The organism is Mesorhizobium sp. M0983 (genome assembly GCF_040318975.1).
Taxonomy (GTDB): domain Bacteria; phylum Pseudomonadota; class Alphaproteobacteria; order Rhizobiales; family Rhizobiaceae; genus Mesorhizobium.
In genome coordinates this window covers 22815-49479 of the sequence record NZ_JAMYNH010000030.1, presented here as the reverse complement: position 1 = coordinate 49479, position 26665 = coordinate 22815, and the positions used below count along the sequence as shown (strand labels likewise).

Sequence of the window (26665 nt, the reverse complement as noted above, 5' to 3'; positions counted from 1 at the left end):
GCTAAACACGGGGGCTGCGCGGCGGACACGCCGACGTCACAGCTACTGCCACGCCATTTTTGCAGAACTTGACGCACACAACTAAATCTTCCTTGCGGCGCTTCGCTTGGCATAGATGCCGACGCCCAGAAATTTTCGCCACGATACCTCAGCCCGCCGATCGCGGTCTATGAGCATCAAGCAGAGGTCCCCCTATTCCCAGCCTATTCCCAGGGAGTAAACCGTGGCGACGCGCAGATCGCCGGCGGCCTCGGCAGCATGATGGATGCGTCGATGTCGGGCCACGTCGGCAATGTCGACAATCGCGAGCGCGATGGTGAGTGTCTTTGCTTCAGCACGCCGCGAATGACCGGACGGTAGACCCCAGATCAGGAACCGATTGATAGGGTTCTTGTGCTCCGGGACGCTAAGCAGAGCTTGCAAATGATGGTGTCCCGGGCGTGACGATCAGGCTTGCCGGTAAAACAGCGCCCGTCCGGTCGGAATTAGCTGAAGAAGATAATCGAAGTCGCTGATGTTCGCTGTGAGTACCGTGAACCCTAGCTTCTGCGCCTGCAGGAACAAGACACAATCCTGAAGCGCGCGGAGGCGAGCATCTTTCTGGTAGCCCTGAAGGCGGCACATGATGCCGGACAGCAGCGCAGCTTTTCCAAGCACGTCCGTATCCGGTGCGAAGACACGATGCGGGTGCATGCCGCGAACGGTAGCGCCAATCTGTTTGATTGCAGTCTTTGTACCGGGATGCTTGGGGTCCAGCACGCCGACGGTGTGCATGAGTTTCTGGATGGCAACTGTCGAATGATTACTCAGTCTGAGATCGAGCAGATCGGCGACAACATCCGGGGCGTGGCTCTGCAAACCATCAATGTAGACACAGGTATCGAGCATCAGCTCTTGCCCCGCCTCGGCAGTATCACCGAGGAACGGAAGGTCGTCGTCCTTGCGGCGAGACAGCCTTTCCTGAGGATCGAATCGTGCCCAGCGGACAGAACTGGCAAAATCAAAGTCAGTCAACTCAGAACCCGAGCTTAAGCGTCGGATCGACGGTGCCTCTCGTCTTTCTGAACGTCTGTCCGAAATTGTCGTCGAGGGCGACATTGGCGAGGGCGAATTCGATCAAGTCGGTGTCAGTCTTGATCCCGGTCTGCTTCTTGGCTTTTTCGATCAGCGCCGGACTGATACGACCACCGATCCGCGTGCTCTTCTCACCCAGCAGACCAGAACGTTCCGCCGCCTTCATGACGGCCTCAACACGGGTTCTGCTGACCGCGACAGACTTGCCGGTCTTTGTTGCCCGACCAGTCTTCGGAAGTGGCTCGCCGGCCTTCCTCGTCATTTCGATTATACCGGCCATACCGGCGCGCTTCTGAATGGCAAATCTCCCTTGCCGTTCCGCGCCACCACCCGTGTGTTTCTTCCTCGCTGCCTTCGCCATGACGCAGCCTCCAATGTCTGACATTTCACGATTTCGTCCAACATAACATGATTGAGACAATTTTCAAGGAGCCACCGAAATGCGGCGACGGCTGGGGGTCTCGGAAGCCCGGCAGGGCGAACGCCTGGATGCGATGCTTCTCGCCGACGCCGTGCGGCGCGCCTATGCGAGCGCGGCCACAGTCGGTTCCTCGATGCTGGTGGTGGATACCATCAGCGAGCGCGCCGCTGCCTTCTATGAGGGAAACGGCTTCGTGCGGCTGCCGGACTCCCTCCGGCTGGTCCTACCGATGCACGCAATCCAGCAACTGGTGGAGCCATGATCGACGCAGCACCTACATCGCCTAACGTCAGGCGCTCTGTCGCTCGGGCGGCCAAAGCCGGGCAACAATGTCGCAAAATCGCGTCACCGCATCCCTTGTTGCGCCGCTTCGCCAAAACAGAACCGAAAAATAGGCGACTTTTGTGTGCACCGAGCGTGCACGTAGCGCTCTAAACACTGGCTTCCTGTCCTGTTGCCAACCCATCACTGGATACCTCAGAGCACGCTGGATGATCCAAACGCTAATTCCGCGGCGTCATGGTCGGCCTTCAAAGCCCTTGGCCGGGAAGTTGGTACGCATAGTCGGAATCAAGCAACACCCTTCCGAACTGGATTTTGAAGCCGCGGATAAGCGGCTATGATGAGCGTGCCGAATGCAAGTAAGGTTCGAGGAGGCTCGAACAATCGGCATTAGAGGAGATTACGTCGATGACGAACGTTCGCGCCCTTGTCCTTGAACGCCAGCACGAACTCAAGCTGCGTGACATCGATCTGCCACAGACCGTGGGCCCGTGCGAAGTTCGCATCAAGATCCATACGGTGGGCGTCTGCGGCTCTGACGTGCATTACTACACGCATGGCCGCATCGGCCCGTTCGTGGTCGAAGCGCCGATGGTCTTGGGCCACGAAGCCGCCGGCACCGTCGTCGAAACAGGGGAAGGCGTCGAGCATCTGAAGGTCGGCGACCGCGTCTGCATGGAGCCGGGTATCCCCGATCCCAATTCGCGGGCGAGCCGGCTCGGCCTCTACAACATCGATCCGGCGGTCAGGTTCTGGGCAACGCCGCCGATCCACGGCGTCCTGACGCCCTATGTCGTCCACCCCGCCAACTACACTTTCAAACTGCCCGATAATGTTAGTTTCGCCGAAGGCGCCATGGTGGAGCCTTTCGCTGTCGGAATGCAGGCGGCTGCCAAAGCGAAGATCGCGCCGGGTGACACCGCGGTGGTGATTGGCGCCGGGCCGATCGGCACGATGGTGGCGATCGCTGCCCTCGCCGGCGGCTGCGCCCGCGCCATTGTTGCAGATCTCGCCCAACCCAAGCTCGACATCGCCTGCGGCTATCAAGGTGTGATCCCGGTCAACATCCGCGACAAGAGCCTGGCGGCGGAGGTAAAGCGCCAGACCGATGGCTGGGGCGCCGACGTCGTCTTTGAATGCTCGGGCTCGTCCAAGGCATGGGAGACCCTGCTCGATCTGTCGCGGCCCGGTGGCGCGGTGGTGGTGGTCGGCCTGCCGGTGGCGCCGATCGCATTCGATGTCGCCACCGCCTCGACCAAGGAAGTCCGCATCGAGACTGTGTTCCGCTATGCCCACCAATATGAGCGGGCAATTGCCCTGATGGGGTCGGGCCGGGTCGACCTAAAGCCACTCATTTCGGCGACCTTCCCCTTCGAAGACTCCATCACCGCCTTCGACCGCGCAGTCGAAGCTCGGCCGGCGGACGTAAAGCTTCAGATCCGATTGCCGGAATAAGGCGAGTTCCAACGAAGCCCGGGCGGTCCTCCCGATCTCCTGGACGCGTTCCGTAGCTTCTTGGGCCGCCAAGTTGGCGGCGACCCTGGCGCTTTTGATGCTGGTACACGGCATTGCCAGCGGCGTTGCCTCCAAAAAGAGCTCATATCAGGCGATGACGGCGTCCCGTGGGACCGGCGTGGGACCGCGAGCCATCCCTTGAGCACTGATGGAACCGACACTTGACAAATCGGCGGCCGTCCGACACGTTCTTAACAAAAGGCACAACAAACTTACAAAAGTTCAAGTTGGCACAATCTGGCCGATAGGGAGAAGGGCCGATGCGTCTCTGTGACCGAACGGAGATTTGCGCGTGAGCACGGTGACCGTGACCCACGAAACGCCCAGATGGGCCCTGCCCCGGTTCATGACGGCCGAGCATCCTTTCCCCTGGCTCGCGCCGATCACGGTGATGCTTCTCGTTTTCGGCATCTATCCCCTCGCCTATTCGGTCTGGCTGTCGTTTCACAAACGCAATGTCGTCTCCCGGCAGCTCGACTTCGCCGGGCTCCACCAATGGACGCGCGCCTTCTCGGATGCGCGTATGTGGCATTCGCTGGAAACGACGCTGATCTATACCTTCGTCGCGCTTGCGGTTCAGCTTGCGCTCGGCATCCTCATCGCGCTTCTGCTTGACACCGACCGCAAAGGCTACGGGGTGCTGCGGGCGCTGATGACATTGCCGCTGGTCGTGCCGCCTGCCGTGACCGGAATGATGTTCCTGCTGATGCAGGACGGGTCTTTCGGCGTCCTGTCGTTCTACCTCTATGCCCTCGACCTGATCTCGCCGGCACAGCCGATCCTGACGCAGCCGGGAACCGCATTGGCGGCGATCCTGCTGGCAGACATATGGCAATGGACGCCGTTCATGGTGCTCATCATCCTGGCAGGGCTCAGGGCGCTGCCGAAGGAACCTTTCGAAGCCGCGGCGATCGACGGCGCCAGCGGCATCCAGACGTTCTTGCGGCTCACATTGCCGATGCTGCGCAAGGTGATAGCGGTCGCGGTGCTGATCCGCGGCGTCGATCTCTTTCGCATCTACGACTACGTCTACATCATAACCGCCGGCGGGCCTGGCACGGCCACCGAGACGCTTTCATTCTACGCTGGCCGTATCTATTTCACCGGAGACTTTCCCTACGCCGCGACCCTGTCGCTGATCGTGCTCGTCGTCTTGATCGTCGTGTCGAACCTGTTCGTCAGGCTGTTCAAGGTGAGGTTCTGATGGAACCGTCGCGCGCCCAAACCATCGCCCGTGACGTGCTCGCCGTCCTTGTGGTGGCGATCTTCATGTTCCCGATCGCGTGGTGGGCGCTGTCGTCCATCAAACCCTATTCGGCGATCTTCGACCGCAGCGGACCGGTCTACGTCGATTTCACGCCGACGCCGGACAATTACCGTGTGACGTTGCTTGGCGTTTCGCGCGTCGACATCGGCATGGAACAGGGCGGCGAGGCGGCCGGGGTGATCAAGGGTGGCGCCAGCTCCTACGATTCCCGCCAGTCGTTGCTCGACAGCGCCATCATAGCCGTTGGATCGACGGCGCTGACGCTGCTGCTGGCCACTCTGGCCGCCTATTGCCTGTCACGAATGCAGTTCAGTGGACAGCAGTCCTTCCTGTTCTGGATTCTCTCGCAGCGCTTCATGCCGCCAATCGCGATCGTCATTCCGATCGTTTTCATGTTCCGGGATCTCGGCTTGCGCGATACCTATACGGGGCTCATCCTTGTTCACAGTTTGATCAACCTGCCGCTGGCGGTTTTGCTTTTGAAGTCGTTCTTCGACGATGTTCCGCGCGAGGTTGATGAAGCGGCGCTGATTGACGGCGCGACGCGCTGGCAGACGTTCCGACGCGTGGTCCTTCCCATGGTCAAGGGCGGCATCGCTGCGACGGCCGTGCTGTGTTTCATCTTTTCGTGGACCGAGTTCCTGCTCTCACTGTTCCTGACAACGTCGATCCGCACTGTGCCGGTGAAGATCTCGACCTTTGTCACCTCGACCGCGACCGAGTGGGGCTACATCACAGCGCTCGGCACGTCCGCGATCATACCCAGCTTCATCTTTATCCTGCTGGTTCAACGGCATCTGGTCCGCGGCCTCACCCTCGGATCTCTGAAGGAGTGAGGCGCAGACGAGAACAACGACGACAAAACCGCAACGGAGGAACGATCATGAGCTTCAGTGAACACGACAAGAAGACATTCGTCACCGATACCTGCAATGACTTTACGGCGCGCCGAATAACCAAACGCGACTTCATGAGGAAGATGGCGCTCGCTGGTGTCGGCTTTTCTGCCTTCGGATCGGCTATGCTAGGTGGTGGCCGCACCAATCGGGGGATGCTGGGCCTCGGGGTTGAAGAAGCCCGCGCCCAGGACGCCGATATGCTGAAGTGGCTGGCCGACGTCGGCAAACCATACGCCGGCACCAAAATCCGCTACACTTCGGAAGCGACGCCGCCAACGATCGTGGCCAACCAGCTTGTCGCGGGTGAATTCACCAAGGCAACCGGCATTGAGGTGGAAGTCGAGATCGTGCCGCTGGAGCAGGTTCTCGCCAAGGCCACGCAAGACGTGCAGGGCCAGCTTGGCACCTACGACGTCTACTATCTCGACCAGTCCTGGATGGCGACATTTGCACAGGATGTCGTCGATCCGCGCGAGTATTATGACCAGAACAAAGAACTGGCGATGCCCAACTTCGACTGGGACGATTTCTCCAAGCCGCTGGTCGACGGCATCGCCATGTACAACGGCAAACAGTGCGGAATTCCATTCGATATTCCGATCTTCATCCTGATGTACCGCAAGGATCTTTTCGACAAACACAATATTGCGCTGCCGACAGATCTCGACGCCTACCTCAAGGCCGTGCAGGCGCTCACAGAGGCAGAAAAAAGCAACGGCATCTTCGGCACAGCGTGCCAGGCGAAGTCCGGCCACTATTCGCTGGAATGCGACTGGACCTTCGCATTGTGGGGCCATGGCGGTTCGATCTTCAACAAGGACAAGAAGTTTGTCGGCAATGACGAGCGCGGCGTGGCCGGACTGCAATTCTATCAGGAGCTGGTCAAAAACTCGCCGCCCTCGGCGACGACTTGGACCTGGGACGGTCAGGGACAGGCGTTGACACAGGGTCAGGCCGCCATGGCAATCACCTGGGGCGAGGATTTCCCCGGCTTCGACGCCAACGATTCCAAGGTCAAAGGCCTGTTCGAGGCCCTGCCCGCGCCCAAGGAGGTTCCTGGCCGCCGCGCCGTCGCCGATTGCGGCTTCAACGAAATCCCGGCCGTCGGCCACCAAGGTGGCTCGACGATCTCGCTGTCGCAATATTCCAAGAACAAGGAAGCAGCATGGCTGTTCATGCAGTGGGTCTGCTCGAAGGATGTGATGGCGCGGGTATCGACGCTCGGCGGCGGCGCCTCGCCGATGCGCAATTCCTCTTTTACAGATCCTCGGGTCAAGGCGAAGGCTGTTGTCGGGCCCGGAACGACACGCCATTTCGAGGCGATCAAATACACTATCGACAACCAGATGGGATCGGAGCCGGACATGCCGATCTGGGCGGATCTGTCGAACAACGACATCCCGGTTGAACTCGGCAAATTGCTTACGGGCCAAGACTATGGCGGCGACGCCAAGGCATGCCTGGATGCCATTGCCGGCATTGTCGACGGCAAAGTCAAGGATGCCGGTCTTTAGCGGGTAGTCGGTGATTTGGGCGAAGGCGGCTTCGACCGCCCTCGCCCTTTGGCAATGTGGCGGCAATGGTTCCGGATCTCGTCATCGGCATCGATTCCTCGACCTCGGCAACCAAGGCGATCGCCTGGGACCGCAATGGTCTGGCCGTGGCTGAAGGTCGTGCGCCGCTTGCAATGTCGAACCCGCGTTCGGGCTATTTCGAGCAGGATCCGGCCGAATGGTGGGCCTCGACGGTCACGGCGCTTCGTTCTGTCGCGGCAACAGTTTCGCCCGCACGCATTGCCGCCCTTGCGATTGCCAACCAACGCGAGAGCTTCGGCCTTTTCGACGAGGAGGGCCAGGCGGTCGGGCCCGCGACCCTCTGGCTCGATGAGCGCGCCCGTGGGAAAGCACGCCGCTTCGGCGAGAGCTTCGGCGCAGCACGTGTCCACGCAATATCCGGCAAGCCGCTGGACGTCATTCCTTGCCTTTACCGCATGATCTGGTTTCGCGAGGAACAACCCGAGATTTTTGCCCGCGTGGAGCGAATGGCCGAAGTCCACGGCTATCTGGTGTTTCGCTTGAGCGGCCGGTGGGTGACGTCCACCGCATCCGCCGACCCGATGGGTATACTCGATATGCAAGCTATGGACTGGTCGAACGAAATACTCGCCGCAGCGGGCATCGCCCGGCGCATGATGCCGGACCTGGCGAGGCCCGGCACCGTTCTGGGCCAACTGACTTCGGAAGCGGCCATTTCGACCGGCCTGCGCGAGGGCACGCCGATCGTCGCCGGCGGCGGCGACGGTCAATGCGCCGGAACGGGCGCTGGTGTGTTGCAGCCGCGATGCGCTTACATCAACCTCGGCACGGCGGTCGTCTCCGGCAGCTTCGGCACGGACTACGTCCACGACCAGGCCTTCCGCACCGAGACGGCGGTCGCCGATGACGGCTATATCTATGAGACGTGCCTTCGCGCCGGCACTTTTCTCGTCGACTGGATGGCGCGCGAAATGCTTGGCGTCGATCTGCATGGCGCAAGCGATGCTCTGGAGGCGCTCGAGGCCGAAGCCGCTGCGAGCCCGATCGGCGCAGGCGGCATAATGCTCCTGCCCTACTGGCAGGGCGTCATGGACCCGCACTGGGATAGCGCGGCCCGTGGTGTGATTGCCGGGCTATCCGGCTCCAGCCGCCGCGGCGACATCTATCGCGCCGTGCTGGAAGGCATAGCGCTGCATCAGGCCGCGACAAGTCAGCGGGCCGCTGCGGCTGCCGCCCAGACCATCGACCAGTTCATAGCCATCGGTGGAGGAGCGAAGTCCGACCTGTGGATGCAAATTCTGGCGGATGCACTCGATCGTCCCATAAAGCGTTCGACGACGGTGGAAGCCTCCTCGCTTGGCGCGGCGATGGCGGCGGCAAAGGGCGTGGGCTGGTTTTCCACCATCGCCGAAGCGTCCTTGGCAATGGCCAGCGAGCCGGCCAAAACCTTCGAACCGGACACGAGACGGGCCGAGCTCTACGCCGAACTTCTTGCGATCCATGCCGATCTTTGGCCAACGCTTTCAGCCTGGAACCAGCGCCTCGCGGCCTTCATGGAGGCCGATCATGGCTGAAACGACCAACTGGAACGCGTTGATCGAGGACGTTGTCGCGGAACGCTGGAAAGATCCTGAGACAGGCGAGGCTGCCGTCCTGCCGTTCCAGACGATCGAATTGCTGGAGACGACGGAGGGCCGCGAGGCGGATCTCGTTGCGCCCCTGGCGCTCGGCCGTCGCATCGCTGTTGTGTCCGATGTCAACACCGTCGATGTGATGGGCCGGCGCGTCGCGAAGGCGCTGCGCGCCATCGCCGACATCAGTGAAATCGTGCTGCCTGACGGCCTCGACTGCGATGAGGCAACGATCCAGATGGTCAGGGAGAAGACGCGTCACGCCGACGGGGTCGTGGCCGTCGGGTCTGGCGTCCTCAACGACAGCTGCAAGCATGCAACCTTCCTCGACGAGCGGCCCTATGCCGTCTTCGGCACGGCCGCCTCGATGAATGGCTATGGCGCTTCGACAGCGTCGGTGACCTTGGCTTCAGGGCTCAAGATCTCGCTGCCCTCGCACGCGCCGCGGGGCATCTTCCTGGACCTTGGCGTTTCGGCCGCAGCGCCCGCCTGGCTCAGCGCCGCTGGGCTCGGTGACAGCCTGTGTCGTCCCACCGCCCAGATCGATTGGTGGGCTTCGCATCGGCTGTTCGACACCTACTATTCTGCCGTGCCCTACCTGCTGCAGGCGGGCGATGAGGGACCGATGCTGGCCAATGCGCCTGGCCTTGCCAGGCATGACGTCACCGCTGTCGGGCATCTCCAGCGCGTCTTGACGCTGTGCTCGATGGGTGTGTGCTTTGCCGGCGTTTCCCATCCTGGATCCATGGGAGAGCACCAGATTTCCCATTGGGTCGACATGTTCGCGCAAGACCATCATCCCGGCACCACGCACGGTCAGCAGGTGGGGGTTGCCTCGATGGTCATGGCGCGTCTGCAAGCGCGGCTGCTGGACATGAAAGAGCCACCGCAGGTGAAGCCGACCGCCATCGACGAGGCGGCGATGCTGGCCCGCTATGGGGCACAACTTGGACCACTTTGCATTGCCGAGATGAAGAAGACGGCACTCGACGCCCGCCAGACGGAAATCTTCAACCGCAGGCTTGCGGAAATCTGGCCGGCACTGCGCCAGGAGGTTCGGCCGATGGCGATGCCGGTTGCCCGCATGGAGGCAGCACTCAAGGCTGCCGGGGGGCCGGTCACCGGCACAGAACTAGGCCTGCCGCGCGCGCTTTGGCACGACGCCATTCGCTATTCGCGGGAAATCCGTGGCCGATGGTCCTTTGTCAATCTGGCCGCCGATGCAGGGCTGCTGGAGGAGTTTCTGGAGAGCGAATGGTGAGACCGCATCCGACCGTCGCCAATGACTCGCATGGCGAAAGTTGAACCCAACCGGCAAGGGCAATCGAAGGATAACAATTTATGGCGTCTGTCACCATCAGCAACATAAAGAAAGACTATGGCGCCCTCTCGATTATCGATGGACTCGATCTCTCGATCGAGGATGGCCAGTTCGTCGTTCTGTTGGGGCCGTCCGGGTGCGGCAAGTCCACACTGTTGCGCATGATAGCCGGTCTCGAGCCCATCACGTCCGGTGAGATCACGATAGGAGACAGGGTCGTCAACACACTTCATCCCAAAGACCGCAATATCGCGATGGTCTTCCAGAATTACGCGCTTTACGCGCATATGACCGTCTTCGACAACATGGCGTTTTCCATGCAGTTGAAGAAACGCCCCAACGAAGAAATCAAACAGAAGGTCGGATGGGCGGCATCGATCCTCAATCTGACCCCTTATCTGGAACGGTATCCCCGCCAGCTTTCGGGCGGCCAGCGGCAACGCGTCGCCATGGGTCGCGCCATCGTGCGAGACCCAACTGTCTTCCTGTTCGACGAGCCGCTGTCCAACCTCGACGCCAAGCTGCGCGTGCAAATGCGCACCGAAATCAAGGAGCTCCACCAGCGGCTGAAGACCACCACCGTGTATGTCACGCATGACCAAATCGAAGCCATGACCATGGCCGATGTCATCGTCATCATGCGCGACGGCCGCATCGAGCAGATCGGGCGCCCGCTTGATGTCTACGATCGCCCGGCAAACCTCTTCGTCGCCTCCTTCATCGGCTCGCCCGCAATGAACATGTTCCATGGCGAGGTGGCTTCCGAGCGCGACGCCTGGGTGGTGCGGACCGACGAGCTATCCCTCCCGCTTCCGCCAGAGGCTGCGGTCCGGCCCGGCCAAAAGGTGATCTATGGCATTCGGCCCGAACATCTTCGACCTGTGGCAGACGGGCGCGGCATCCCGGCGAGAATTACGGTTGTCGAGCCGACTGGCCCCGAAATCCATATCTTTGCCGCCATGGGCAACATTGCGATCTGCTCGGTGCTGCATGACCGCATGGAGCTCTCTCCTGGAGCTGTGATCCACCTGGAGCCAGCGCCTGAGCGAATCCACCTGTTCGACCAAGGCAGCGGCGAGCGGCTGGACAAGGAAAGAAGCTGAATGGCGAAGATCATTATCCTCGGCGCTGGCGTCATGGGCTCTGCGATGACGCTTCCGGCCGCTCACGCGGGTAACCGCATCACTCTTGTCGGCACCCATCTCGACGAGGAGATCGTCAGCTCTGTGGCCGACACAGGTCATCACCCTCGCCTCAACATCACTCTGCCTGACGCGGTAGCCGCCTGTTCCTGGACCGAATTCGGGACGGCGATGAACGATGGAGCCGACCTGCTTGTACTCGGCGTCTCGTCGGCCGGCGTTCCTTGGGCGATCGACCGCATTGCTGAAAGCATCAAGTCGCCCATGCCGATACTTATGATTACGAAAGGACTCGCCGCGAGCGACGAAGGCATCGAAATCCTGCCGCATCTGCTTGCCCGCGAGATTGAGCAACGTACTGGCTTGTCGATCTCGGTGATGGCCGTCGGCGGACCTTGCATTGCCGGCGAACTGGCCGCACAGCGCGATACCTCCGTGATCGTGGCTGGGCACGATCCCGACCAGCTGGCCGCGGCGTCACGCATCCTGCGCGCGCCTTTCTATCATGCGCGACCATCATCCGATCTCATTGGCGTCGAGATCTGCGCGGCTTTCAAGAACTTCTATACACTCGCCGTTGGGGCTCCCGTCGGGCTGCTTGAGCGAGACGGCAAGGCGCCCAACGGTGCGCTCATGCACAACCTTGCCTCGTCGCTTTTCTCGCAGTCCCTCGCCGAGATGGCGATTCTGGTCGAAGCTCTGGGTGGAAAAATCGAAACAGTGCTGGGGCTGGCCGGCTCCGGCGATCTTTATGTGACCTGCCAGGCGGGCCGTAACGGTCGCATGGGACGCCTGCTCGGCCGCGGCCTGCCCTATTCCGTGGCGAAGCGCGAACATATGAGTTCGGACACGGTTGAGGGGGCGCAACTGGCGCTGGACCTTGGTCAGGCTTTGAAGAATATGATGGGCCGGGGTGTACTTCCCCATGATCGCCTGCCGCTGACGACTGCCATCATCGACGCGATTTGCCATGATGCTCCGCTGGTTTTGTCCTTCGACCGCTATCGTCGAGGCTAGCGGAGCCGGGGAAACTCGATTGATGCCTCATATCGATGAGCACATGGCTCGGCCGAGCCCGCTCTGAACCCGCTGCCGCGGAGTGGACAGGATGATCTGATGGAGAAACCAGCACGAAAGAAACGCGACGGCCGCCAAGCCGTAACGAGTTCCGTCACGGCCGATCGCGAGGAAGGGCTGCTCGTGCGCGCCGCCTGGCTTGCTTATGTCGGTGACCTCACCCAGGCGCAAATCGCCAAGTCTCTTGGCCTGACCCGCCTTCGCGTCAACCGGATGCTGGCGCATGCGCGCCAGCGGGGGATCGTTCAGATTCGCATCAATTCCAAGGTGGCGAACTGCATCGAGTTGGAGAACCGGCTGCGGGACGCCTATGGTGTCTCGGATCCAATCGTGGTCCCGACACCGCCGGATCCTGCTCTGGTGCCACAGGTCATCGCAGCCGCCGCCGGCGAAGCCCTGTCGCTTAGAATCCGTGACGGGATATCGGTGGGCGTGGGATGGGGGCGGACGCTCCAGCTCAGTCTGCGGTCGGTGACCGTGCGCCCGGTCAAAGGAATGTCGATCGTTTCCCTGCTTGGCGGGCTCACACGTGGATCGGCGATCAACATCTACGAGATCGCTTCCCGGCTCGCGGCGCTCTTCGACGCGGAATGCTTCTACATCGCAGCACCGGTGTTCACGGATACCGAGGCCACACGCGATCTGCTTATGCGCCAGTCTATTCTGGAAGACGCCTTCACTCATGCCCGCGACGTTGACGCCGCTTTCGTTTCGGTGGGCGCGGTGCACAAGGACGCCACCATCTTTCGGATCAGACTGGTAGGAGACGATGATCTCAGATCACTCCGCGAAGCCGGAGCGGTCGGCGATATTTGCGGCCACTGGATCGGCGCCGACGGACAACTCGTCGATCACCCGCTAAACAGCCGCGTCATCGGCCTCGCCCCCGAACATCTGCGCGACGTCGACACTGTGATCCTGCCCTCCGGCGGCCTCGACAAGGTTCCGGTGCTGCGCGCCGTGTTGCGTCTGGGAGTCGTCGATGTGCTGATCACCGACGAGAAAACCGCTGAGGCTATTCTTGCGGAAAAGTCGTAGCGCAGACTGATCTCCACCAGCAGAGTGGCTCGCGAGTGATTGCTTCTTCACGTCACAGCACCTCGTGGATTTCCTCGATCGAAGTCTCGCCGATCGGCTTGTCCAGAACGATCTCTCCGCGCGCCATCGCCACGACCCGGTCACAGCATTCGAAAACATGATGCATGTTGTGGCTGATGAAGACGCTAGTGATGTTCTGGGCCTTGAGGCCACGAACGAAGCCGATCACCTTTCGCGTTTCCTTCACCGAGAGATGGTTGGTTGGCTCATCGAGAATCATGACTTTCGACTTGAAGTGCATGGCCCGGGCGATCGCCACGCCTTGGCGCTGGCCGCCCGACAGTTCGCCGACCAGCGCGTCGGGCGACCGCAGATGCAGGTCGACGTCGGCGATCGCCTTGACGCTTTCGTCACGCATGCGCTTCTGGTCCAGGATGCCGATACCGAAAACCGAACCCTTCACCGGCTCGCGTCCGATGAAAACGTTGCGGGCGATGGTCATAGTCGGGACCATGGAATTGTACTGGTAGATCGTCTCGATGCCGCGTCCCATGGCGTCGCGCGGGTTAGAGAAGCGGACCGGTTCACCTTCGATCCTGATCTCGCCGCCATCGGGCTTTTGGGTGCCTGAGAGGATGTTGATCAGCGTCGATTTGCCGGCGCCATTGTCGCCGACGAGGCCCAGTGCCTCGTCGGGATAGATATCCAGCGTAACGTTTTTCAAGGCGTGGACGCCGGAATACCATTTCTGGAGTCCCTTGATCGCGATGATGGGCGCCGCCATGATCAGGTCTCCACCTTCATTGCCCTGCCCCGCTTTCGAAGCCATGCGTTCATGACGACCGCGAAGATAGTCAGAAAGCCGATCGCCATCTTGAACCAGTTGGCGTCAACCTGGCTCAGCACCAGTCCGTTGTCGATGACGCGGATAAGGGCAGCCCCGATGATGCCGCCGAAGATGGTGCCGATGCCACCAGCCAACGAGGCGCCACCGATGACGGCAGCCGACACGGCCTGCAGCTCCAGCCCCTCGCCGATCGACGGCAGCGGGGCGCCGAGCCGCATCACCTGAATGGTACCGGCAAAGCCGGCGAGCACCGAACAGATCATGAAGCAGGCGACCTTCACCCGGGCCGTCGGGATACCCATCGATTGCGCGGCGGGCAGAAAGCCGCCGGTGGCGCGCACCCAGTTGCCGAAATTCGTGTGCGACAGGAGCACGGTCACCAGGATTGCCACGGCGAGAAACCAGAAGAACGACATGCGAAAGAGGTCGCCCGGTCCCACATAGACCGTAAACAGCCATTTCGGCAGAGCGTTAGCTGGTATGACAGGAGGGAAGCCGCCGGAGATTACCACCGTCAGCGAACGCGCGATGAACAGCATACCAAGCGTGGTGATGAAGCTTGGTATCGCGAAACGAATCGTTATGAACCCGTTGAAAAAGCCGATGAGGGCAGCGATCGCGAGGCCGGCGGCAAAGGCCGGCGCGAACGGAACGCCTGCCGCGAGCATCACCGCCATGGTCATCGGGGTCAGCGCAAAGACCGAGCCCACCGAAAGATCAAACTCACCGCATATCATCAGCAGGGTCACGCCGATCGCGACCAGCCCCATTTCGGGCAGCAGCCCAAGCATTCCGCGAAGGTTCTGTGTGTTCAAAAATACGCCGTTCGAGCGAATCTGAAAGACGATGAGGAGCAGGAGCAGGAACACGACCGCCGCAAGCTCCGGCTTCTCCAGATAAATCTTCATCAAACGCTTCATCATTCGCTCCGGCTCGGGATCGTTTCCGCTGGTTATCGCATCGGCAAAGGGGATGGCGGCAGTCTGTCTTCTACCGCCCTTGACGGGGAAGATGCCGCTGGAGGATGGGGACGGAGCCAACGCCCAAGACCGTGTTGCCTGGCCCTCCCCCTTGTCCAGCCGACCTCTCCCCGTAAGAACGAGGAGAGGACGCCGGCTTCGTGCCTACCGCACGCCCTTTGCGGCCAGTTCCTTGAGCTTTGGCACGTCTTCCTTGACGATGATGCCCTTGCCGGTGTCGATGTCTGCCGGCAGCAGACCGACGTTCTTGGCGAGATAGGCTTCCATCACCGGCATGAAGCCCTGCATGTAGGGCTGCTGGTCGACCTGGACCTGGATATAACCCGCTTCCATCTGTTGCAGGACTTCCGAGACGATATCAAAGCCGCCCATCAGCACCTTGCCCGGCTCGATGCCGCGATCGATCAGTACCTGGGCGACGTAGGCATGCCAAAGGCCGGTGTCGAAATACACCGTGGTGTCCGGGTGCGCAGACAGATAGGCGCCAACACGATCGGCGACGACGGCGCCATCTGTGCCGGTGTCGAGCCGTTCAATGACCACTTCGCGTCCGCCATTCGCGGCCTTGTATTCCTCAAGGAACTTCATGACGCCGGCAGCGCGCTGTTCCGACCAGTTCTGACCGGGCGCGGAGACGCCGACGAGGGCCCTGATCTTGCCTTCCTTGGGGAAGAACTCGGACATCTTCTTGCCGAGTTCGTAGCCGGCGGGAATGAAGCCCTGGCCGATGAAAGCCTGGCGGGCATTGCCGGCTGCTCCCTCGGTGTCGTCGACATTGGATGCGATGAGCGTGACGCCGGCAGCGCGGGCGTCGGCGATGATCTGGTCGAAGGCATTGTTGTCGACGATCGAGGTGATCAGCGCGTCCGGGTTTGCCGCGAGCGCCGCCTGCATGTTGGCCGATTGTTGCTCGATCGAGCCTTCGGTCTGCGTGAAGACCATCTGGCAATTGGCCTGGATCTTGGCGCAGGCGTCGTCAAACCCCTTCTTCACAGCTTGCCAGAACGGGTTTGACGCCGACGAATGATGTGTGAAGACGATTTTCATCGGCTCCTGCGCGCGTGAGCCGATTGCAGAGCCTCCAGCCAGTACTGCTCCCAAGGCTGCCGAGATAAGTAGCTTCTTCATGGTTCTCCTCCTCCGTAGAAAGCTGCTTCAGGTTCATTTTCAGAGAGTCGATGTGTCGGTCACCCGTCGAAGCGCCGTGAAGGCGCGATCGATCTCCGGGTTCAGTTCCATGCCGAGGCCCGGTCCGGAAGGCACGGTGATCATGCCGTTCTTCACCTGCGGCAAAGCGGTCACAAGGTCGCGGTACCAGGTCTTGTAGAAGGCCCTGACACTCTCCTGGACGAGCGCGTTCGGCGCATTGAGCGCCAGGTGGGTCGATGCGCCGAGCACAACTGGACCGGTGCAGTCGTGTGGCGCGACCGGCAGGTGCCATGCTTCAGCCATGGCAGCGATCTTGCGCGCCTCCGAGAGCCCGCCGCACCAGCTGATATCGAGCATAATGACGCCGGCCGCCCCGGTCTCGAGAAGGTCACGGAAGGCCCACCGGGAACCGAGCGTCTCCGAAGCCGATATCGGCGCCAGCGAAGCCTCGGCATAGCGTTTCAGGCTGGACAGGCTGTCCATCCTGATCGGATCTTCGTGCCAGAAGGTCTTGTAGGGGGCAAGCTCGCGGGCGATCTGCATGGCCGGCAGCAGCTGCCACATTGAATGGAATTCAACCATGATGTCCATCTTGTCGCCGACCGCATTGCGGATTTTCTCGAATGGCGCCAGCGCGGAATTCAAATCAGGCTGCGAAATATACAAGCCGCGCGTTTTCTCGGCGGCCATGTCGAAGGGCCAGATCTTCATGGCCGTGATGCCTTCCTCCAACAATGAATGCGCCAGTTCGTCGGCGCGGTGAAGGAAGCCGTTCAGATCATCATAGGCGTCGCCGGGCTTATCGAGCCCGTAATTGGCCGTCGTCTGGCCGGTGGTCTTCTTGATGTATTCGGTACCGGCACAGGTGTTGTAGGTCCTGATCTCGTGCCGGGTGAAACCGCCGAGGAGTTGTGCGATCGGCTGACCCGTCGCCTTTCCGAACAGATCCCACAGTGCGATATCGAAAGCGGAGTTGCCCCTGACTTCCGCGCCCGTCGATCGGAAACCGAGATAGCCGACGAGATCGGCGGCAAGCAGGTCGATCTGCAAGGGGTTGCGCCCGATCACGCACGGCGCGACATATTCGTGCAGATAGGTCTCGACGGTTTCGGCCATGAAGAAGGTCTCGCCCAGCCCAACGAGGCCTTCGTCCGTGTGAACCAGGACCCAGAGAAGGTTCGGCCGCTCCTTGATCCGCAGCGTTTCCAGTTTCGTGATCTTCATCGCGCACCCCGCTCCTCAGGCGATGCCAGCCGCCAGCAGGGCCTTGACGCTCTCGTCAAAATGCCTCGCCATCAGGTCGCGAGCGGACTGAGGATCACCGGTCTCGATTGCTTCGGCGAGATCGATATGGATTTGGATCATCTCCAACTGCTCGGCATCCGAAGGGCGGCTCCGCCAGCCGATCGGCCAGGTCTGGCGCGATACGCGCTCGAACGCGCCGACGATGAGGCTGAAAACCGGATTCTTTGCAGCCTTGGCGATTTCGAGGTGAAAGGCGAGATCGTGCTCCATGACCTGTTCCGGCCGCTGGAAATTCTCGCGCATGGCGAGCGCATGCGTCCTGATCCTTTCCACTTCGTCGGCTGTTCTGCGCAAGGCCGCCAGCATGGCGGTGCGGGTCTCAATCGTGCGGCGCACGTCGTAGATTTGCTGCACCGTGATCTGCTCGGTGTGGACGCCATGCTCGATCACCAGCGACATGGCGCCATAATCCAGCTCGGCGACGGTAGCCCGTCTGCCTGCCCTCAGGTCGATAAGCCGCATGGCGGCGAGCGAGCTGAAGGCCTCGCGAACCACGGTGCGCGAGACGCTCAATTGTCTCGAAAGCGCGGCCTCGCTGGGCAGCCGGTCGCCGGGCCCGAGTTCATGCGCGCGAATATGGCGCGTGATCTCGCCGATCGTATTGCTGACCAGGCTCGCTGCGTCGGAATGTTTTGCGGATACCGCCGTGCTCACGCAATCTCCAGTTCAGGGGCCAACCTGTATGGCAGGTTTGCCTGAGGTGTTGATAGTATGCAAGAAAGATGTATGTCAAGATCAGGCGGGCCGGCGTCGTCGCCAAGAGACCGATGGCAAGAGGCTTGCACGAACGATGCTCTTGACGCGACCGTCGCCGGGTCGGCCGGGTGCAGGAGCCCGCGCGGTCGAGCAGGCGATTGTCTGCTTGGTGCGCTCGACATTCTCGTCGTGAACAGCGGCGTGCCGCCGACCATGTCGTTCGAATTTTCTTGGCAGATGATTCACTGATATTTCGATCGACGCACCCCATATGAGCGGAAAGAGTGTCACTTGAGGACTTGCCTATGCTGATTTCGCGTTCAGGACGGTTTGCAATTTTGTTTGCGGGATTGTTCCTGGCATTTTCCATGGTCGCTGTGGATCACGCCGATGCGCGCCGTGGCGGCAGCTTCGGCAGTCGCGGCATGCGCACTTTCCAGCCGGTCCCGCCGACCAGGACGGCGCCACAGCCTTCCGCACCGGTCGAGCGCTCGATGACGCCCAATGCGGCAACGAACAATGCGGCCCGCCAGCCGCAGGCATTCCAGCGCCCAGGCTTCTTCAACGGCCTCGGTGGATCGATGATGCGGGGGCTGCTGCTCGGCGGCTTGATCGGCGTTCTTTTGGGCCATGGGTTCGGCGGCTTGGCCGGCATGTTCGGCCTTCTCCTTCAAGTGCTGCTGATCGGCGGCGTGGTCATGCTGGCCATTCGCTTTTTCCGCTCGCAATCGGCGCAAAACCCAGAGCCCGCTATGGCCGGTGCCTCGCGAGGTGCTGGGAGCTTTGGGCGAAGCGCAGCAGCCCGGCCCGAGCCGAGCAACGTCCAAGCATTCCCCATTCCAGGCATCGGGTCGGGATTTGGCGGAACGAGCCAGGCCAGCCCTTCCGATGAGATCACGCTCACTAAAACCGACCTCGACACGTTCCAGCAACGGCTGACGGAAGTTCAAGAAGCATTCGGGCGCGAGGACCATGCTGCCTTGCGCCGGTTGGTGACGCCCGAGATGGTTTCCTATCTGTCCGAGGAACTTGCCGATAATGCCAAAAAGGGCGTCCGGAATGACGTGTCGGATGTCAGCCTGTTGGAGGCCGATATTGCGGAAAGCTGGCGGGAGGATGACCGCGACTACGCGACCGCTGCTTTGCGCTACGAGTCTCGCGACGTGACCCGCGATCGCATCAGTGACAAGATTGTCGAGGGCCAGGCCGATCAGCCGACAGAGACAACCGAACTGTGGACCTTTACGCGGCAGAACGGCGGTGACTGGAAGCTTGCCGCAATACAGCAGCCGAGCTGATGTGCCCGGCCTTGATGTCTGCCAAGAGTTTTGTTCAGGTTTCTCGCTACCACTCGAAGGCCAGCGCGCCCCTTCCGCGCGCTTCTTTCCCCCAACGCGCGTTGAGGTAACATTATACCACCGGCTTCAACCGGGACCGGACAATCAGCATCGCACCGCGCGACTTTTTGCGTTTCCGGTCTCGTGTAACCCAATCGACGAACCTCCTGCCGGGTTGCAGCCCGCCACCCCTCGATGCTCAGGCAGGCAGGCTCTTTGACAGCCTGCCTCTTCTGGTTTACGTGCGGCCATCAAGAATGTTCAACGCGTAACGTGTGTGTCGCCGTTCGCCGGTTCTTATCAGTGCACCGTTGGCAACGAGGTCCTGCAAATCTCTTGTTGCCGTCGCGCGCGATGCCTGCGTGATTGCGATATAATTCTCGGCGCTGAGCCCCCCTTTGAACCCGTCGATGCCCGCGCGGAACATCCGGGCGATGACCTTTTCCTGGCGCTCGTTGAAGTGATCCCGGTAGCCTTCGTGAAACTTGGCCTTGACGACGGAGAATTCGACACGAGCGAGCGTTACGCGCTGCGCTTCGAGGATCGTGTTGGCGAAGTAGAGCAGCCAATCTGTTACCGCGTTGCTCGTGTTGCTGGCCTCCAGATGGTCGTAGTAGGCCTTGCGGCGGCGCTCTATCGTATAGGCCAACGCGATGAGGCTGGGCTCACCCAGATTTTGCGCCAGCGCCTTTTCGCAGAGGGCACGGCCTATGCGACCGTTGCCATCCTCGAACGGGTGAATGCTCTCGAAATAAAGGTGCGCGATAGCGGCACGCGTCAACGCTGGGAGCGGTGTCTTGCCTTTGGGTGAGGTATCGTTGAACCAAGTAGTGAAGGCATCCATTTCGGGTTTCACCCGCGCGGAGGGCGGCGTTTCGAAATGAACTTTGGGCTTATCCAGCCGATTGGAAACGATCTGCATGGCATCGGCATGCTGGCGGTAGTTGCCGATGGTCTCGATACGACGCTCACCCGACATCACCATCGTATGCCAAGCGTAAAGAGTGCGATGCGTCAGCGTATCGGCAAAATGCAAGTAGACATCGGCCATCATTTCAGCGATGCCCCGCTCGGCAGGCGGAATGCGCCTGGTCTCGCCGCCCAGACCAAGTTGCTGGCGCAGGGATGATTGCAGGCTCTCGCGGTCGAGGTACTCCCCCTCAATCGCGGATGTCTTCAAGGCCTCTTCGCTGATAAGATCGATGCGGATCTGGTCGCGATCGTCGGAACCGACATGACGAAAGACGCCTAGGAACTCGCCCGATCGCAACAGGAACTCGCTTTCCAGCGGTTCCAACGCCTTCTTATCGTAGGTAAAATGCGGCCAGTCCGCTTGCTCCCAATTCCATACCATGAGTGATAGGGCACCTTGCTATAACTCACGATAGCAACAATTGTGAGCTATAGCAATCTTCTCTATGCCTCAGAAGTCGCGGCTTTGCCCCGGCGCGATCCAACGGCTAACCATCCAGATCAATTTAATCATGCTTGTAGGGCCGCCGCATTGCGGGCCGCGCTCAATCGTTGCTCGAACGTTTCGGTTTTTTCTCCCAGCTCAATGAGCGGCTTAAGTTCTTCATACCCCGCACGTGCAGCGACACGCGACGTGGTGCGACGGGATGACAACGGCCGTGTGACCAGGCCGCATGCTTCCAGCCGCTTGAGCAACGGCGTCAGCGTCGCCGAATCAAGCCCAAGCACTTCGCCAAGCTCGCCCACCGTGCTTGGCGCTCGCTCCCATAGCGCGAGCATCGCCAGATATTGCGGGTAGGTCAGCCCCAGCGGATCGAGCAGCGGCCGGTAAAGCCGGGTCATCAGCCCGCTTGCCGAATAGAGCGCAAAGCAGAGCTGCTGATCAGGCCGCCGAATCCCGCCGGAAGCCGCCGGGAGGTCCTCGGGTCTGGTTGTGATCTCTAAGGGGGCATGCTGCCTTTGCCGGAAGTAGCACCGCCGATCAACTCCTGCTGGATCTGCTCTCCCTCGTCGAGCGCGCGGCGGGCCTTCTTGCGTGCCAGCTCGACGTCCTCCCAGGCCGCGAGCGCATCAATGCGGGCAGAGGTATGATCCTCGATCGTTTCGATCAGACGCTCGGGCGAGAATTCCAGGCACTCTGCCAGTAGCTCGCTGGCCACCTCGCGAAGTTCGGAGAGTACAGCCTGATCGTCCAGGTCGATCTGTGCAAGCTGGTCGCGGATACGTGTGATGGCGGCTGTTGTTTCGGTGAGGCTGCGGAGCGTTGTCCGGATCTCCGCGAGCTCTCGCGCGTTGGCCAGCCGAACCGCTGCAACACTGTCGTCACGCGCCAATAGCGCCTCGAAATCGTCAGCAGTTTGGCCAGTAAGTTCGCCCCGATGCCTGGCCCACGCCTTGTCTCGGGCGCGGCGGATGGCGGCGGCGGCTTCATCGTCGGGCACATCGATCGAGGCACGAAGCGCATCCAGGCGAGCCGAGAGCAGGTCGTGACTCTCCTGGTATTCGGCGAGACGTTCGCAAAGGACAGCCCTGCCCTTTCCCAACCCAGCTGCCCGCACCTTCCATGCACCAACTTGCGTGACACTCGGGACGGGCACCCTGGCCAGTGCCCCGGCGTCTCCGGACCAGGGATGCAGTCGAGCGATTGCCGCCTCCCATCGAACCGTGCTCGCGTCCTCCGCCTCGCGGGCCATCCTGAGGTCTTTTAGGTGCCCGCTGGCTCGCGCTTTCGACAAGGCCGAGGCCAGCCTTGCCCTGGCAGGTTCGGGCACCCCCCTCTCTTGCCCAACCCGCTCGCGTGCCGCCTGAAGTGCATCGAGCGCCGCCGCGCATTCGTTGCGGGCAACGCGTACGCCGGTGGTGATTCCCGATCGCTCTTCGAGCATGGCGCGAACAGCGCCGACTGTGGCAGCAGGCAAAAGCAGCGCAGCCGGATCTGCCTCGGACGATCTTCCAAGGGCGGCAAGGCAATTCGCCACGGCGCTGTCGAGTATCTGCAGCTCGGTCCTGCGGCTTGGCAGGTCCAGGCCTGCGGAGACATGGCGCACTTTGCGATCCGCGAGCGCCCGAACCCGCTCGGACATTGCCAGGATCGCCTCGTCCACATCGACCGAGCCGATTTTCATTGTCACGCGCTCGGCGTCGTCGATGTTCCCTGACAGCCGCGTTCTCAGGCTGGCGTCGTCATCGATCAATCCGGTGATGGTGCCTGTCCAGGTTCGCAATGGTGAAGCGATGTCAGGCAGCTCGGCAAGCTGGGCCGCCTTGCGTCGAATGTCGGCGAGGATCGGCATAGCGCGAAGGTACCTGGCAATGGTGTCAAGCCGAGCCGACAGAAATGATCGTTCAGCAATACTGCGGTCGTATTTTTCCGCCGCGTCAAGACGTTCGGCCTCAAGGCTCTCAAAAGTCGAGGCCAAGGTGTCGATCGCGTCCCTGCGCGACTTGAGTTCCGCAAGGCGCTTCTTGAGCAGCGCAAGTTCGGTTCCGTGAGCCTGCTTGCGATAGAGCCCGTCCGCTTCGGTCTCTAGCGCGCTCAACATGTCGCTCGCATGCCCAAGACCGGCGCTGGCCGTGAACAGGAGCTTGCCCAGGTCGCCACGCGACTCCAGGATTGATTTTCCGCCTGCTTCCAGCGTCTCGTCGTCCAGCGAGAACATGGTCTCGTATGCGTCCCGCGACAGACCTGCGAGATGGGCTGCTATCGCCACCTCGCTCACCGGTTGCTCCATTGCGTTCAGCAGCGAGTTGGTGCGCTGCTTCGTGCGCGTGAATGTGTGCTCAGTGCCGGCGAGTTCGAGCACCCCGCCTATACGCATCGCGCTGTACTCGTGCAGGAAATTGTAGCGGCTGCGTTCCTCGATACCGAACAGCAGGTCCAGATAACCGGAAAGTGCGGTCGACTTGCCGGCCTCGTTCAGCCCGAACACAATGTGGAAGTCGGGACCGGACTCCGGCCTTGGGCCGAATTCGATCGTCCCGTCGGTGAACTTTCCATAACGAATAAGATCAAGGCGCCGGAGCCTCATTGCGCTCCACCTGCTTTGAGGCGGGCCGTGACCAGGTCGGCACCGCTGGCAAGCACCTTGTCGATGAACAGTTCCAGCCCAGCTTCGTCCCGTCCGGCGAAGTCGCGCCCGTCCGGCGGCAGATCGGCAATCATCTTTTGGACAAGCGCCCTCGCCTCGGCGCGGAAGGCCTCAGACTTGACATTGGCATGCATGGATTGCGCGAGTTCGAAAATCGGATCGGCGACGTCATCGGCTGTTTCCGCGCTCTGTGGAGCGAGATCAAGCTCAAGTTTTTCGACCCATGTGTCGCCCGTCTGCTCCGCCGCCTGCTCGGCTTCGGCCAGCAGCAGGTCCCTGTCGCGGATCAGCGCCCATGACAACGGCGACGCCCCGGCCAGTCCGAGACGGACCACAACGTGGCGGGATCTGACGGAACCCCGGATACCTTCGAGCGCGGAACGGACACGGCCGACGACCTCAGACCATTCGACCGTCCCGGTCAGATCGACGCTCGCCCGCTCGAACTGCGCGATACTGGTCAGTTTTTCCTCGATCTCGACGGACCGGTCTTCTCGTATTGTGACCAGAGTGGCGGATTTCTCTCCGGCCTCGTTGATGTCCCTGCCCTGCGGCATTCCCGTCATCACAACGGTGCTTGCTCCAGGATGGACTTGGCGCACGTGGATGTGCCCAAGCGCCCAATAGTCAAAACCATGGCCGTGCAGGTCAGCGATGCTGCAAGGGGCATAGACATCGTGACCGGGCGATCCAGCGAGGCTGGTGTGCATGATGCCCACATTGACCGCCCCTTCCCGGGCCGCCGGATACTTGGGCAGCAGGCTTTCCGGCGCCTTTGGGTTCGCGAAGCTCAATCCATGGAATGCGACGTCAAGCCCGCCGGCCGTTTGCAGCACCGACTGGGGGCGGCCGCCGAAGATCGTGACCGTGTCAGGAAAAACGAGCTGTTTCGATATGCGCGATAAGGCAATGACGAGCGCATCGACACGTTCCGCAAGGCAGAGGTCTATTATCGAGACAAATGCCTGGCGACTGGCGTCCCCCACGAGTTCGGCAAGATCAGGGTTTCGCAGCGCCAGCGAACGTAGCGGCGAGTCGAGGTGAATGTCGGCCGTGTGTACGAATCGAAATGCCATTCGGGTCTCCGCCCGGAGCATAGAGGGGTTCGGCCGCGGCTCGATGAAAAAATTCCAGGATGCGCGTTGTCGGTTGTCCAAATGGTGCGCAATCGCTTACGCTATACTTCCGTTCAACTCCATCTGCGTCGCCGCTATCAGCGCCGTGCCGATCAGTAGTCGTCTGATCATTTGTCATCGGCATTGGTCGGTTCTTTGGAGATAGCGCGCCACAAGGTGTCGTTGATCCGATCCTGCCAGCCTGGTCCATCTTCCTGGAAGTGGTCCAGCACCGCCCTATCGATCCTGATCGAAACAAGCTCTCTGATATTTGGAGCAGCCGACGGTTCGCGAACCGGCGCCGCCGGCTTTTTGATCGGCTTGAAGGCGGCTTCAGCGGCTACATCGGATTTGTGGGTCGGCGTGGAGGATTTGCCATTTGGATGATCCTGACTGGTCATAATGCTTGTCGAGCTGACCTTGCCCCTCTGATCTAATCCGGTTTGAAGTTCGTTCTGGCCCATCGAGAGGACCAGGACATGAAACGTAGCCGCTTCTCTGAAGAGCAGATCATCGGAATTTTGAAGGAACATGAGGCCGGGGTATCGGTTGCCGATCTGTGCCGCAAGCACGGGGTCAGCGACGCCTCGATTTACAACTGGAAGGCTCGCTTCGGCGGGATGGATGTCTCCGAGGCTCGGCGGCTGAAGGCTCTGGAGGACGAGAACACGCGGCTGAAGCGGCTTCTGGCCGACGCCATGCTCGACAATGCCGCGTTGAAGGATCTTGTGGGAAAGAAATGGTGACGCCCGCGGCCAAGCGGAAAGCTGTCGCTCGCCTGAAGGAAGGCTTCGGGATGAGCGAACGGCGGGCGTGTAAAGCCATCGGCTGTTGCCGCATGACGGTTCGCTACGAGACCAGCAGACCGGACGACCGCGAGCTTCGCGAGCGGATGAAGGCGATCGCGCAGGAGCGTCGCCGGTTCGGCTACCGGCGTCTTCTCGTGATGCTGAGGCGGGAGGGCCTGGTCGTGAACCACAAGAAGCTGTTCCGGCTCTATCGGGAGGAGAAGCTCGCCGTTCGCCGCCGTGGCGGCCGCAAACGGGCGATCGGGACCAGGGCGCCGATGGTGGTGCCGCTGAGGCCCGACGAGCGCTGGTCGCTCGACTTCGTATCGGACCAGCTCACAGACGGGCGCCGCTTCCGCATCCTGGCCGTCGTCGACGACTGCACGAGAGAGTGCCTGGCACTCATCGTTGATACGTCTCTCTCGGGCATGCGGGTTGCCCGAGAATTGGACCGGCTCATCACCGAGCGCGGCCGGCCGAGAATGATCGTCAGCGACAATGGCAGCGAGTTCACCTCGAACGCCATCCTGTCCTGGGCGGATCAGAACCGCGTCGAATGGCATTACATTGCGCCCGGCAAGCCGATGCAGAATGGCTTCATCGAGAGCTTCAACGGCCGACTGCGCGATGAACTGCTCAACGAGACGCTGTTTACTTCGCTGGCTTAGGCACGCGTCGCCATCGCCCTGTGGCGCGCCGACTACAATATCGCGCGGCCGCATTCCCAAATCGCCTGGCAGACACCGGCCGAGTTCGCCACCACCTTCAATCTGCGACGGTCGCTCGCGCTGCGCTATGCCAAAGGCTCCGCGCCAGCGCCCGTCGCTTCACCCGCCCAGCAGGGCACAACCCACGCCGGAAACGAACTCAAAACTGGATAGAAACTGGGGGCAACGTCAGAGCGCCTCATAGCGAATGCGCATCATAACCAATGTACCGCAGCCCACACAAAAAGAAAAAGGCCGGACTGTTGAGCCTGGCCAAGTATGAAGGCAGCTTAAACCTACAAAGGGGGAGGAAAAATCCGACGCGATGTCCATGTGGGGCCAAACTCAGGCTATCTTCAATGACATTGCTGTAGGATACAACAAGCCAAAGTGCTCCACGGCAACACCACGTCGCCAACCATCCTACGCTGGAGGACGCAAACGCGAAAAACGCGGGGGACTTCCCGCCTTCCGTTAC

General features: G+C 61.2%; 23 protein-coding genes and 2 pseudogenes. 12 read left to right on the top strand and 13 right to left on the bottom strand.

Features of this window, described 5'->3' with window-relative positions; genetic code table 11:
• Nucleotides 1-192: 192 nt before the first annotated feature.
• Genes NKH71_RS30125 through NKH71_RS30115 form a run of 3 tightly spaced genes read right to left on the bottom strand, consistent with a single transcriptional unit; the run spans nucleotide 193 to nucleotide 1435 of the window.
• Nucleotides 193-423 carry a hypothetical protein gene (locus NKH71_RS30125; protein ID WP_352496463.1) on the bottom strand — a complete coding sequence of 77 codons (231 nt, stop codon included), beginning with the start codon at nucleotides 421-423 and terminating at the stop codon, nucleotides 193-195.
• A gap of 24 nt (nucleotides 424-447) precedes the next feature.
• Complete coding sequence (locus NKH71_RS30120; protein ID WP_352496462.1) at nucleotides 448-1014, bottom strand: type II toxin-antitoxin system VapC family toxin; 567 nt, start codon at nucleotides 1012-1014, stop codon at nucleotides 448-450.
• 1 nt (nucleotide 1015) lies between these two features.
• Nucleotides 1016-1435, bottom strand: coding sequence for a hypothetical protein (locus NKH71_RS30115; RefSeq protein ID WP_352717629.1), 420 nt, complete (start codon nucleotides 1433-1435; stop codon nucleotides 1016-1018).
• 79 nt (nucleotides 1436-1514) lie between these two features.
• Here NKH71_RS30115 and NKH71_RS30110 point away from each other — a divergent pair, with 79 nt between their 5' ends.
• The 10 genes from NKH71_RS30110 (at nucleotide 1515) to NKH71_RS30065 (ending at nucleotide 13202) form a co-directional block, all read left to right on the top strand.
• Nucleotides 1515-1757 (top strand): N-acetyltransferase, encoded by a 243-nt coding sequence (locus tag NKH71_RS30110; RefSeq protein WP_352717631.1) that lies wholly within the window; start codon nucleotides 1515-1517, stop codon nucleotides 1755-1757.
• 428 nt (nucleotides 1758-2185) lie between these two features.
• Nucleotides 2186-3232 carry an NAD(P)-dependent alcohol dehydrogenase gene (locus NKH71_RS30105; protein WP_352496459.1) on the top strand — a complete coding sequence of 349 codons (1047 nt, stop codon included), beginning with the start codon at nucleotides 2186-2188 and terminating at the stop codon, nucleotides 3230-3232.
• A gap of 352 nt (nucleotides 3233-3584) precedes the next feature.
• Nucleotides 3585-4496, top strand: coding sequence for a carbohydrate ABC transporter permease (locus NKH71_RS30100; protein ID WP_352496458.1), 912 nt, complete (start codon nucleotides 3585-3587; stop codon nucleotides 4494-4496).
• Complete coding sequence (locus tag NKH71_RS30095; RefSeq protein WP_352496457.1) at nucleotides 4496-5395, top strand: carbohydrate ABC transporter permease; 900 nt, start codon at nucleotides 4496-4498, stop codon at nucleotides 5393-5395. Before NKH71_RS30100 ends, NKH71_RS30095 begins: the two co-directional genes overlap by 1 nt.
• Before the next feature lie 47 nt (nucleotides 5396-5442).
• The gene (locus tag NKH71_RS30090; protein ID WP_352496456.1) at nucleotides 5443-6972 is read left to right on the top strand and encodes an ABC transporter substrate-binding protein; all 1530 of its coding nucleotides are present in this window, start codon (nucleotides 5443-5445) and stop codon (nucleotides 6970-6972) included.
• A 65-nt stretch (nucleotides 6973-7037) separates the two neighbouring features.
• Complete coding sequence (locus tag NKH71_RS30085; protein WP_352516122.1) at nucleotides 7038-8567, top strand: xylulokinase; 1530 nt, start codon at nucleotides 7038-7040, stop codon at nucleotides 8565-8567.
• The gene (locus NKH71_RS30080; protein WP_352496454.1) at nucleotides 8560-9885 is read left to right on the top strand and encodes an iron-containing alcohol dehydrogenase; all 1326 of its coding nucleotides are present in this window, start codon (nucleotides 8560-8562) and stop codon (nucleotides 9883-9885) included. The genes NKH71_RS30085 and NKH71_RS30080 overlap by 8 nt, the downstream gene beginning before the upstream one ends.
• Nucleotides 9886-9965: 80 nt before the next feature.
• A complete protein-coding gene (locus NKH71_RS30075) occupies nucleotides 9966-11048 on the top strand; it encodes an ABC transporter ATP-binding protein (protein ID WP_352496453.1) in 1083 nt (360 codons plus the stop codon).
• Nucleotides 11049-12104 (top strand): NAD(P)H-dependent glycerol-3-phosphate dehydrogenase, encoded by a 1056-nt coding sequence (locus tag NKH71_RS30070; RefSeq protein WP_352496452.1) that lies wholly within the window; start codon nucleotides 11049-11051, stop codon nucleotides 12102-12104. It begins immediately after the preceding gene.
• 183 nt (nucleotides 12105-12287) lie between these two features.
• The gene (locus tag NKH71_RS30065; RefSeq protein ID WP_352895798.1) at nucleotides 12288-13202 is read left to right on the top strand and encodes a sugar-binding transcriptional regulator; all 915 of its coding nucleotides are present in this window, start codon (nucleotides 12288-12290) and stop codon (nucleotides 13200-13202) included.
• 52 nt (nucleotides 13203-13254) lie between these two features.
• On the opposite strand, the gene NKH71_RS30060 is transcribed toward NKH71_RS30065, so the two are convergent.
• From NKH71_RS30060 to NKH71_RS30040, 5 genes are all read right to left on the bottom strand, one after another.
• Nucleotides 13255-13986, bottom strand: coding sequence for an ATP-binding cassette domain-containing protein (locus NKH71_RS30060; protein WP_352484286.1), 732 nt, complete (start codon nucleotides 13984-13986; stop codon nucleotides 13255-13257).
• A 2-nt stretch (nucleotides 13987-13988) separates the two neighbouring features.
• On the bottom strand, nucleotides 13989-14969 hold the full coding sequence (locus tag NKH71_RS30055; protein WP_031194994.1) for an ABC transporter permease: 981 nt from the start codon (nucleotides 14967-14969) through the stop codon (nucleotides 13989-13991).
• Between the two features lie 204 nt (nucleotides 14970-15173).
• Complete coding sequence (locus tag NKH71_RS30050; RefSeq protein WP_352496451.1) at nucleotides 15174-16157, bottom strand: sugar ABC transporter substrate-binding protein; 984 nt, start codon at nucleotides 16155-16157, stop codon at nucleotides 15174-15176.
• 39 nt (nucleotides 16158-16196) lie between these two features.
• Entirely contained in the window at nucleotides 16197-17402 is a 1206-nt protein-coding gene (locus NKH71_RS30045; RefSeq protein ID WP_352895794.1) for a mandelate racemase/muconate lactonizing enzyme family protein, read from the bottom strand.
• Nucleotides 17403-17417: 15 nt separating this feature from the next.
• Nucleotides 17418-18137: a FadR/GntR family transcriptional regulator gene (locus NKH71_RS30040; RefSeq protein WP_352484283.1), complete on the bottom strand. Its 720-nt coding sequence runs from the start codon at nucleotides 18135-18137 to the stop codon at nucleotides 17418-17420.
• Between the two features lie 350 nt (nucleotides 18138-18487).
• On the opposite strand from NKH71_RS30040, the gene NKH71_RS30035 reads away from it, so the two are divergent.
• Entirely contained in the window at nucleotides 18488-19477 is a 990-nt protein-coding gene (locus NKH71_RS30035; protein ID WP_352496464.1) for a Tim44 domain-containing protein, read from the top strand.
• Between the two features lie 277 nt (nucleotides 19478-19754).
• On the opposite strand, the gene NKH71_RS30030 is transcribed toward NKH71_RS30035, so the two are convergent.
• From NKH71_RS30030 to NKH71_RS30010, 5 genes and pseudogenes are all read right to left on the bottom strand, one after another.
• Nucleotides 19755-20870, bottom strand: a complete 1116-nt coding sequence (locus tag NKH71_RS30030; protein ID WP_352496449.1) for a Fic family protein — start codon at nucleotides 20868-20870, stop codon at nucleotides 19755-19757.
• A 128-nt stretch (nucleotides 20871-20998) separates the two neighbouring features.
• Nucleotides 20999-21427, bottom strand: a complete 429-nt coding sequence (locus tag NKH71_RS33550) for a MarR family winged helix-turn-helix transcriptional regulator (protein WP_502900434.1) — start codon at nucleotides 21425-21427, stop codon at nucleotides 20999-21001.
• Between the two features lie 2 nt (nucleotides 21428-21429).
• On the bottom strand, nucleotides 21430-23517 hold the full coding sequence (locus NKH71_RS30020; RefSeq protein WP_352895791.1) for an AAA family ATPase: 2088 nt from the start codon (nucleotides 23515-23517) through the stop codon (nucleotides 21430-21432).
• Nucleotides 23514-24653, bottom strand: coding sequence for a metallophosphoesterase family protein (locus tag NKH71_RS30015; RefSeq protein WP_352496447.1), 1140 nt, complete (start codon nucleotides 24651-24653; stop codon nucleotides 23514-23516). Before NKH71_RS30015 ends, NKH71_RS30020 begins: the two co-directional genes overlap by 4 nt.
• 167 nt (nucleotides 24654-24820) lie before the next feature.
• Nucleotides 24821-25071 (bottom strand): annotated as a pseudogene (locus NKH71_RS30010) (BrnA antitoxin family protein).
• Between the two features lie 100 nt (nucleotides 25072-25171).
• On the opposite strand from NKH71_RS30010, the pseudogene NKH71_RS30005 reads away from it, so the two are divergent.
• A pseudogene (locus NKH71_RS30005) lies at nucleotides 25172-26361 on the top strand (IS3 family transposase).
• Nucleotides 26362-26665: the final 304 nt, after the last annotated feature.

Coding starts and splice junctions, on each gene's coding strand:
- NKH71_RS30115 (WP_352717629.1), bottom strand. CDS start 1,435: ATGGCGAAGGCAGCGAGGAAGAAACACACGGGTGGTGGCGCGGAACGG.
- NKH71_RS30020 (WP_352895791.1), bottom strand. CDS start 23,517: ATGAGGCTCCGGCGCCTTGATCTTATTCGTTATGGAAAGTTCACCGAC.
- NKH71_RS30085 (WP_352516122.1), top strand. CDS start 7,038: ATGGTTCCGGATCTCGTCATCGGCATCGATTCCTCGACCTCGGCAACC.
- NKH71_RS30060 (WP_352484286.1), bottom strand. CDS start 13,986: ATGGCGGCGCCCATCATCGCGATCAAGGGACTCCAGAAATGGTATTCC.
- NKH71_RS30080 (WP_352496454.1), top strand. CDS start 8,560: ATGGCTGAAACGACCAACTGGAACGCGTTGATCGAGGACGTTGTCGCG.
- NKH71_RS30105 (WP_352496459.1), top strand. CDS start 2,186: ATGACGAACGTTCGCGCCCTTGTCCTTGAACGCCAGCACGAACTCAAG.
- NKH71_RS30110 (WP_352717631.1), top strand. CDS start 1,515: ATGCGGCGACGGCTGGGGGTCTCGGAAGCCCGGCAGGGCGAACGCCTG.
- NKH71_RS30070 (WP_352496452.1), top strand. CDS start 11,049: ATGGCGAAGATCATTATCCTCGGCGCTGGCGTCATGGGCTCTGCGATG.
- NKH71_RS30015 (WP_352496447.1), bottom strand. CDS start 24,653: ATGGCATTTCGATTCGTACACACGGCCGACATTCACCTCGACTCGCCG.
- NKH71_RS30090 (WP_352496456.1), top strand. CDS start 5,443: ATGAGCTTCAGTGAACACGACAAGAAGACATTCGTCACCGATACCTGC.
- NKH71_RS30045 (WP_352895794.1), bottom strand. CDS start 17,402: ATGAAGATCACGAAACTGGAAACGCTGCGGATCAAGGAGCGGCCGAAC.
- NKH71_RS30095 (WP_352496457.1), top strand. CDS start 4,496: ATGGAACCGTCGCGCGCCCAAACCATCGCCCGTGACGTGCTCGCCGTC.
- NKH71_RS30050 (WP_352496451.1), bottom strand. CDS start 16,157: ATGAAGAAGCTACTTATCTCGGCAGCCTTGGGAGCAGTACTGGCTGGA.
- NKH71_RS30030 (WP_352496449.1), bottom strand. CDS start 20,870: ATGGTATGGAATTGGGAGCAAGCGGACTGGCCGCATTTTACCTACGAT.
- NKH71_RS30075 (WP_352496453.1), top strand. CDS start 9,966: ATGGCGTCTGTCACCATCAGCAACATAAAGAAAGACTATGGCGCCCTC.
- NKH71_RS30055 (WP_031194994.1), bottom strand. CDS start 14,969: ATGAAGCGTTTGATGAAGATTTATCTGGAGAAGCCGGAGCTTGCGGCG.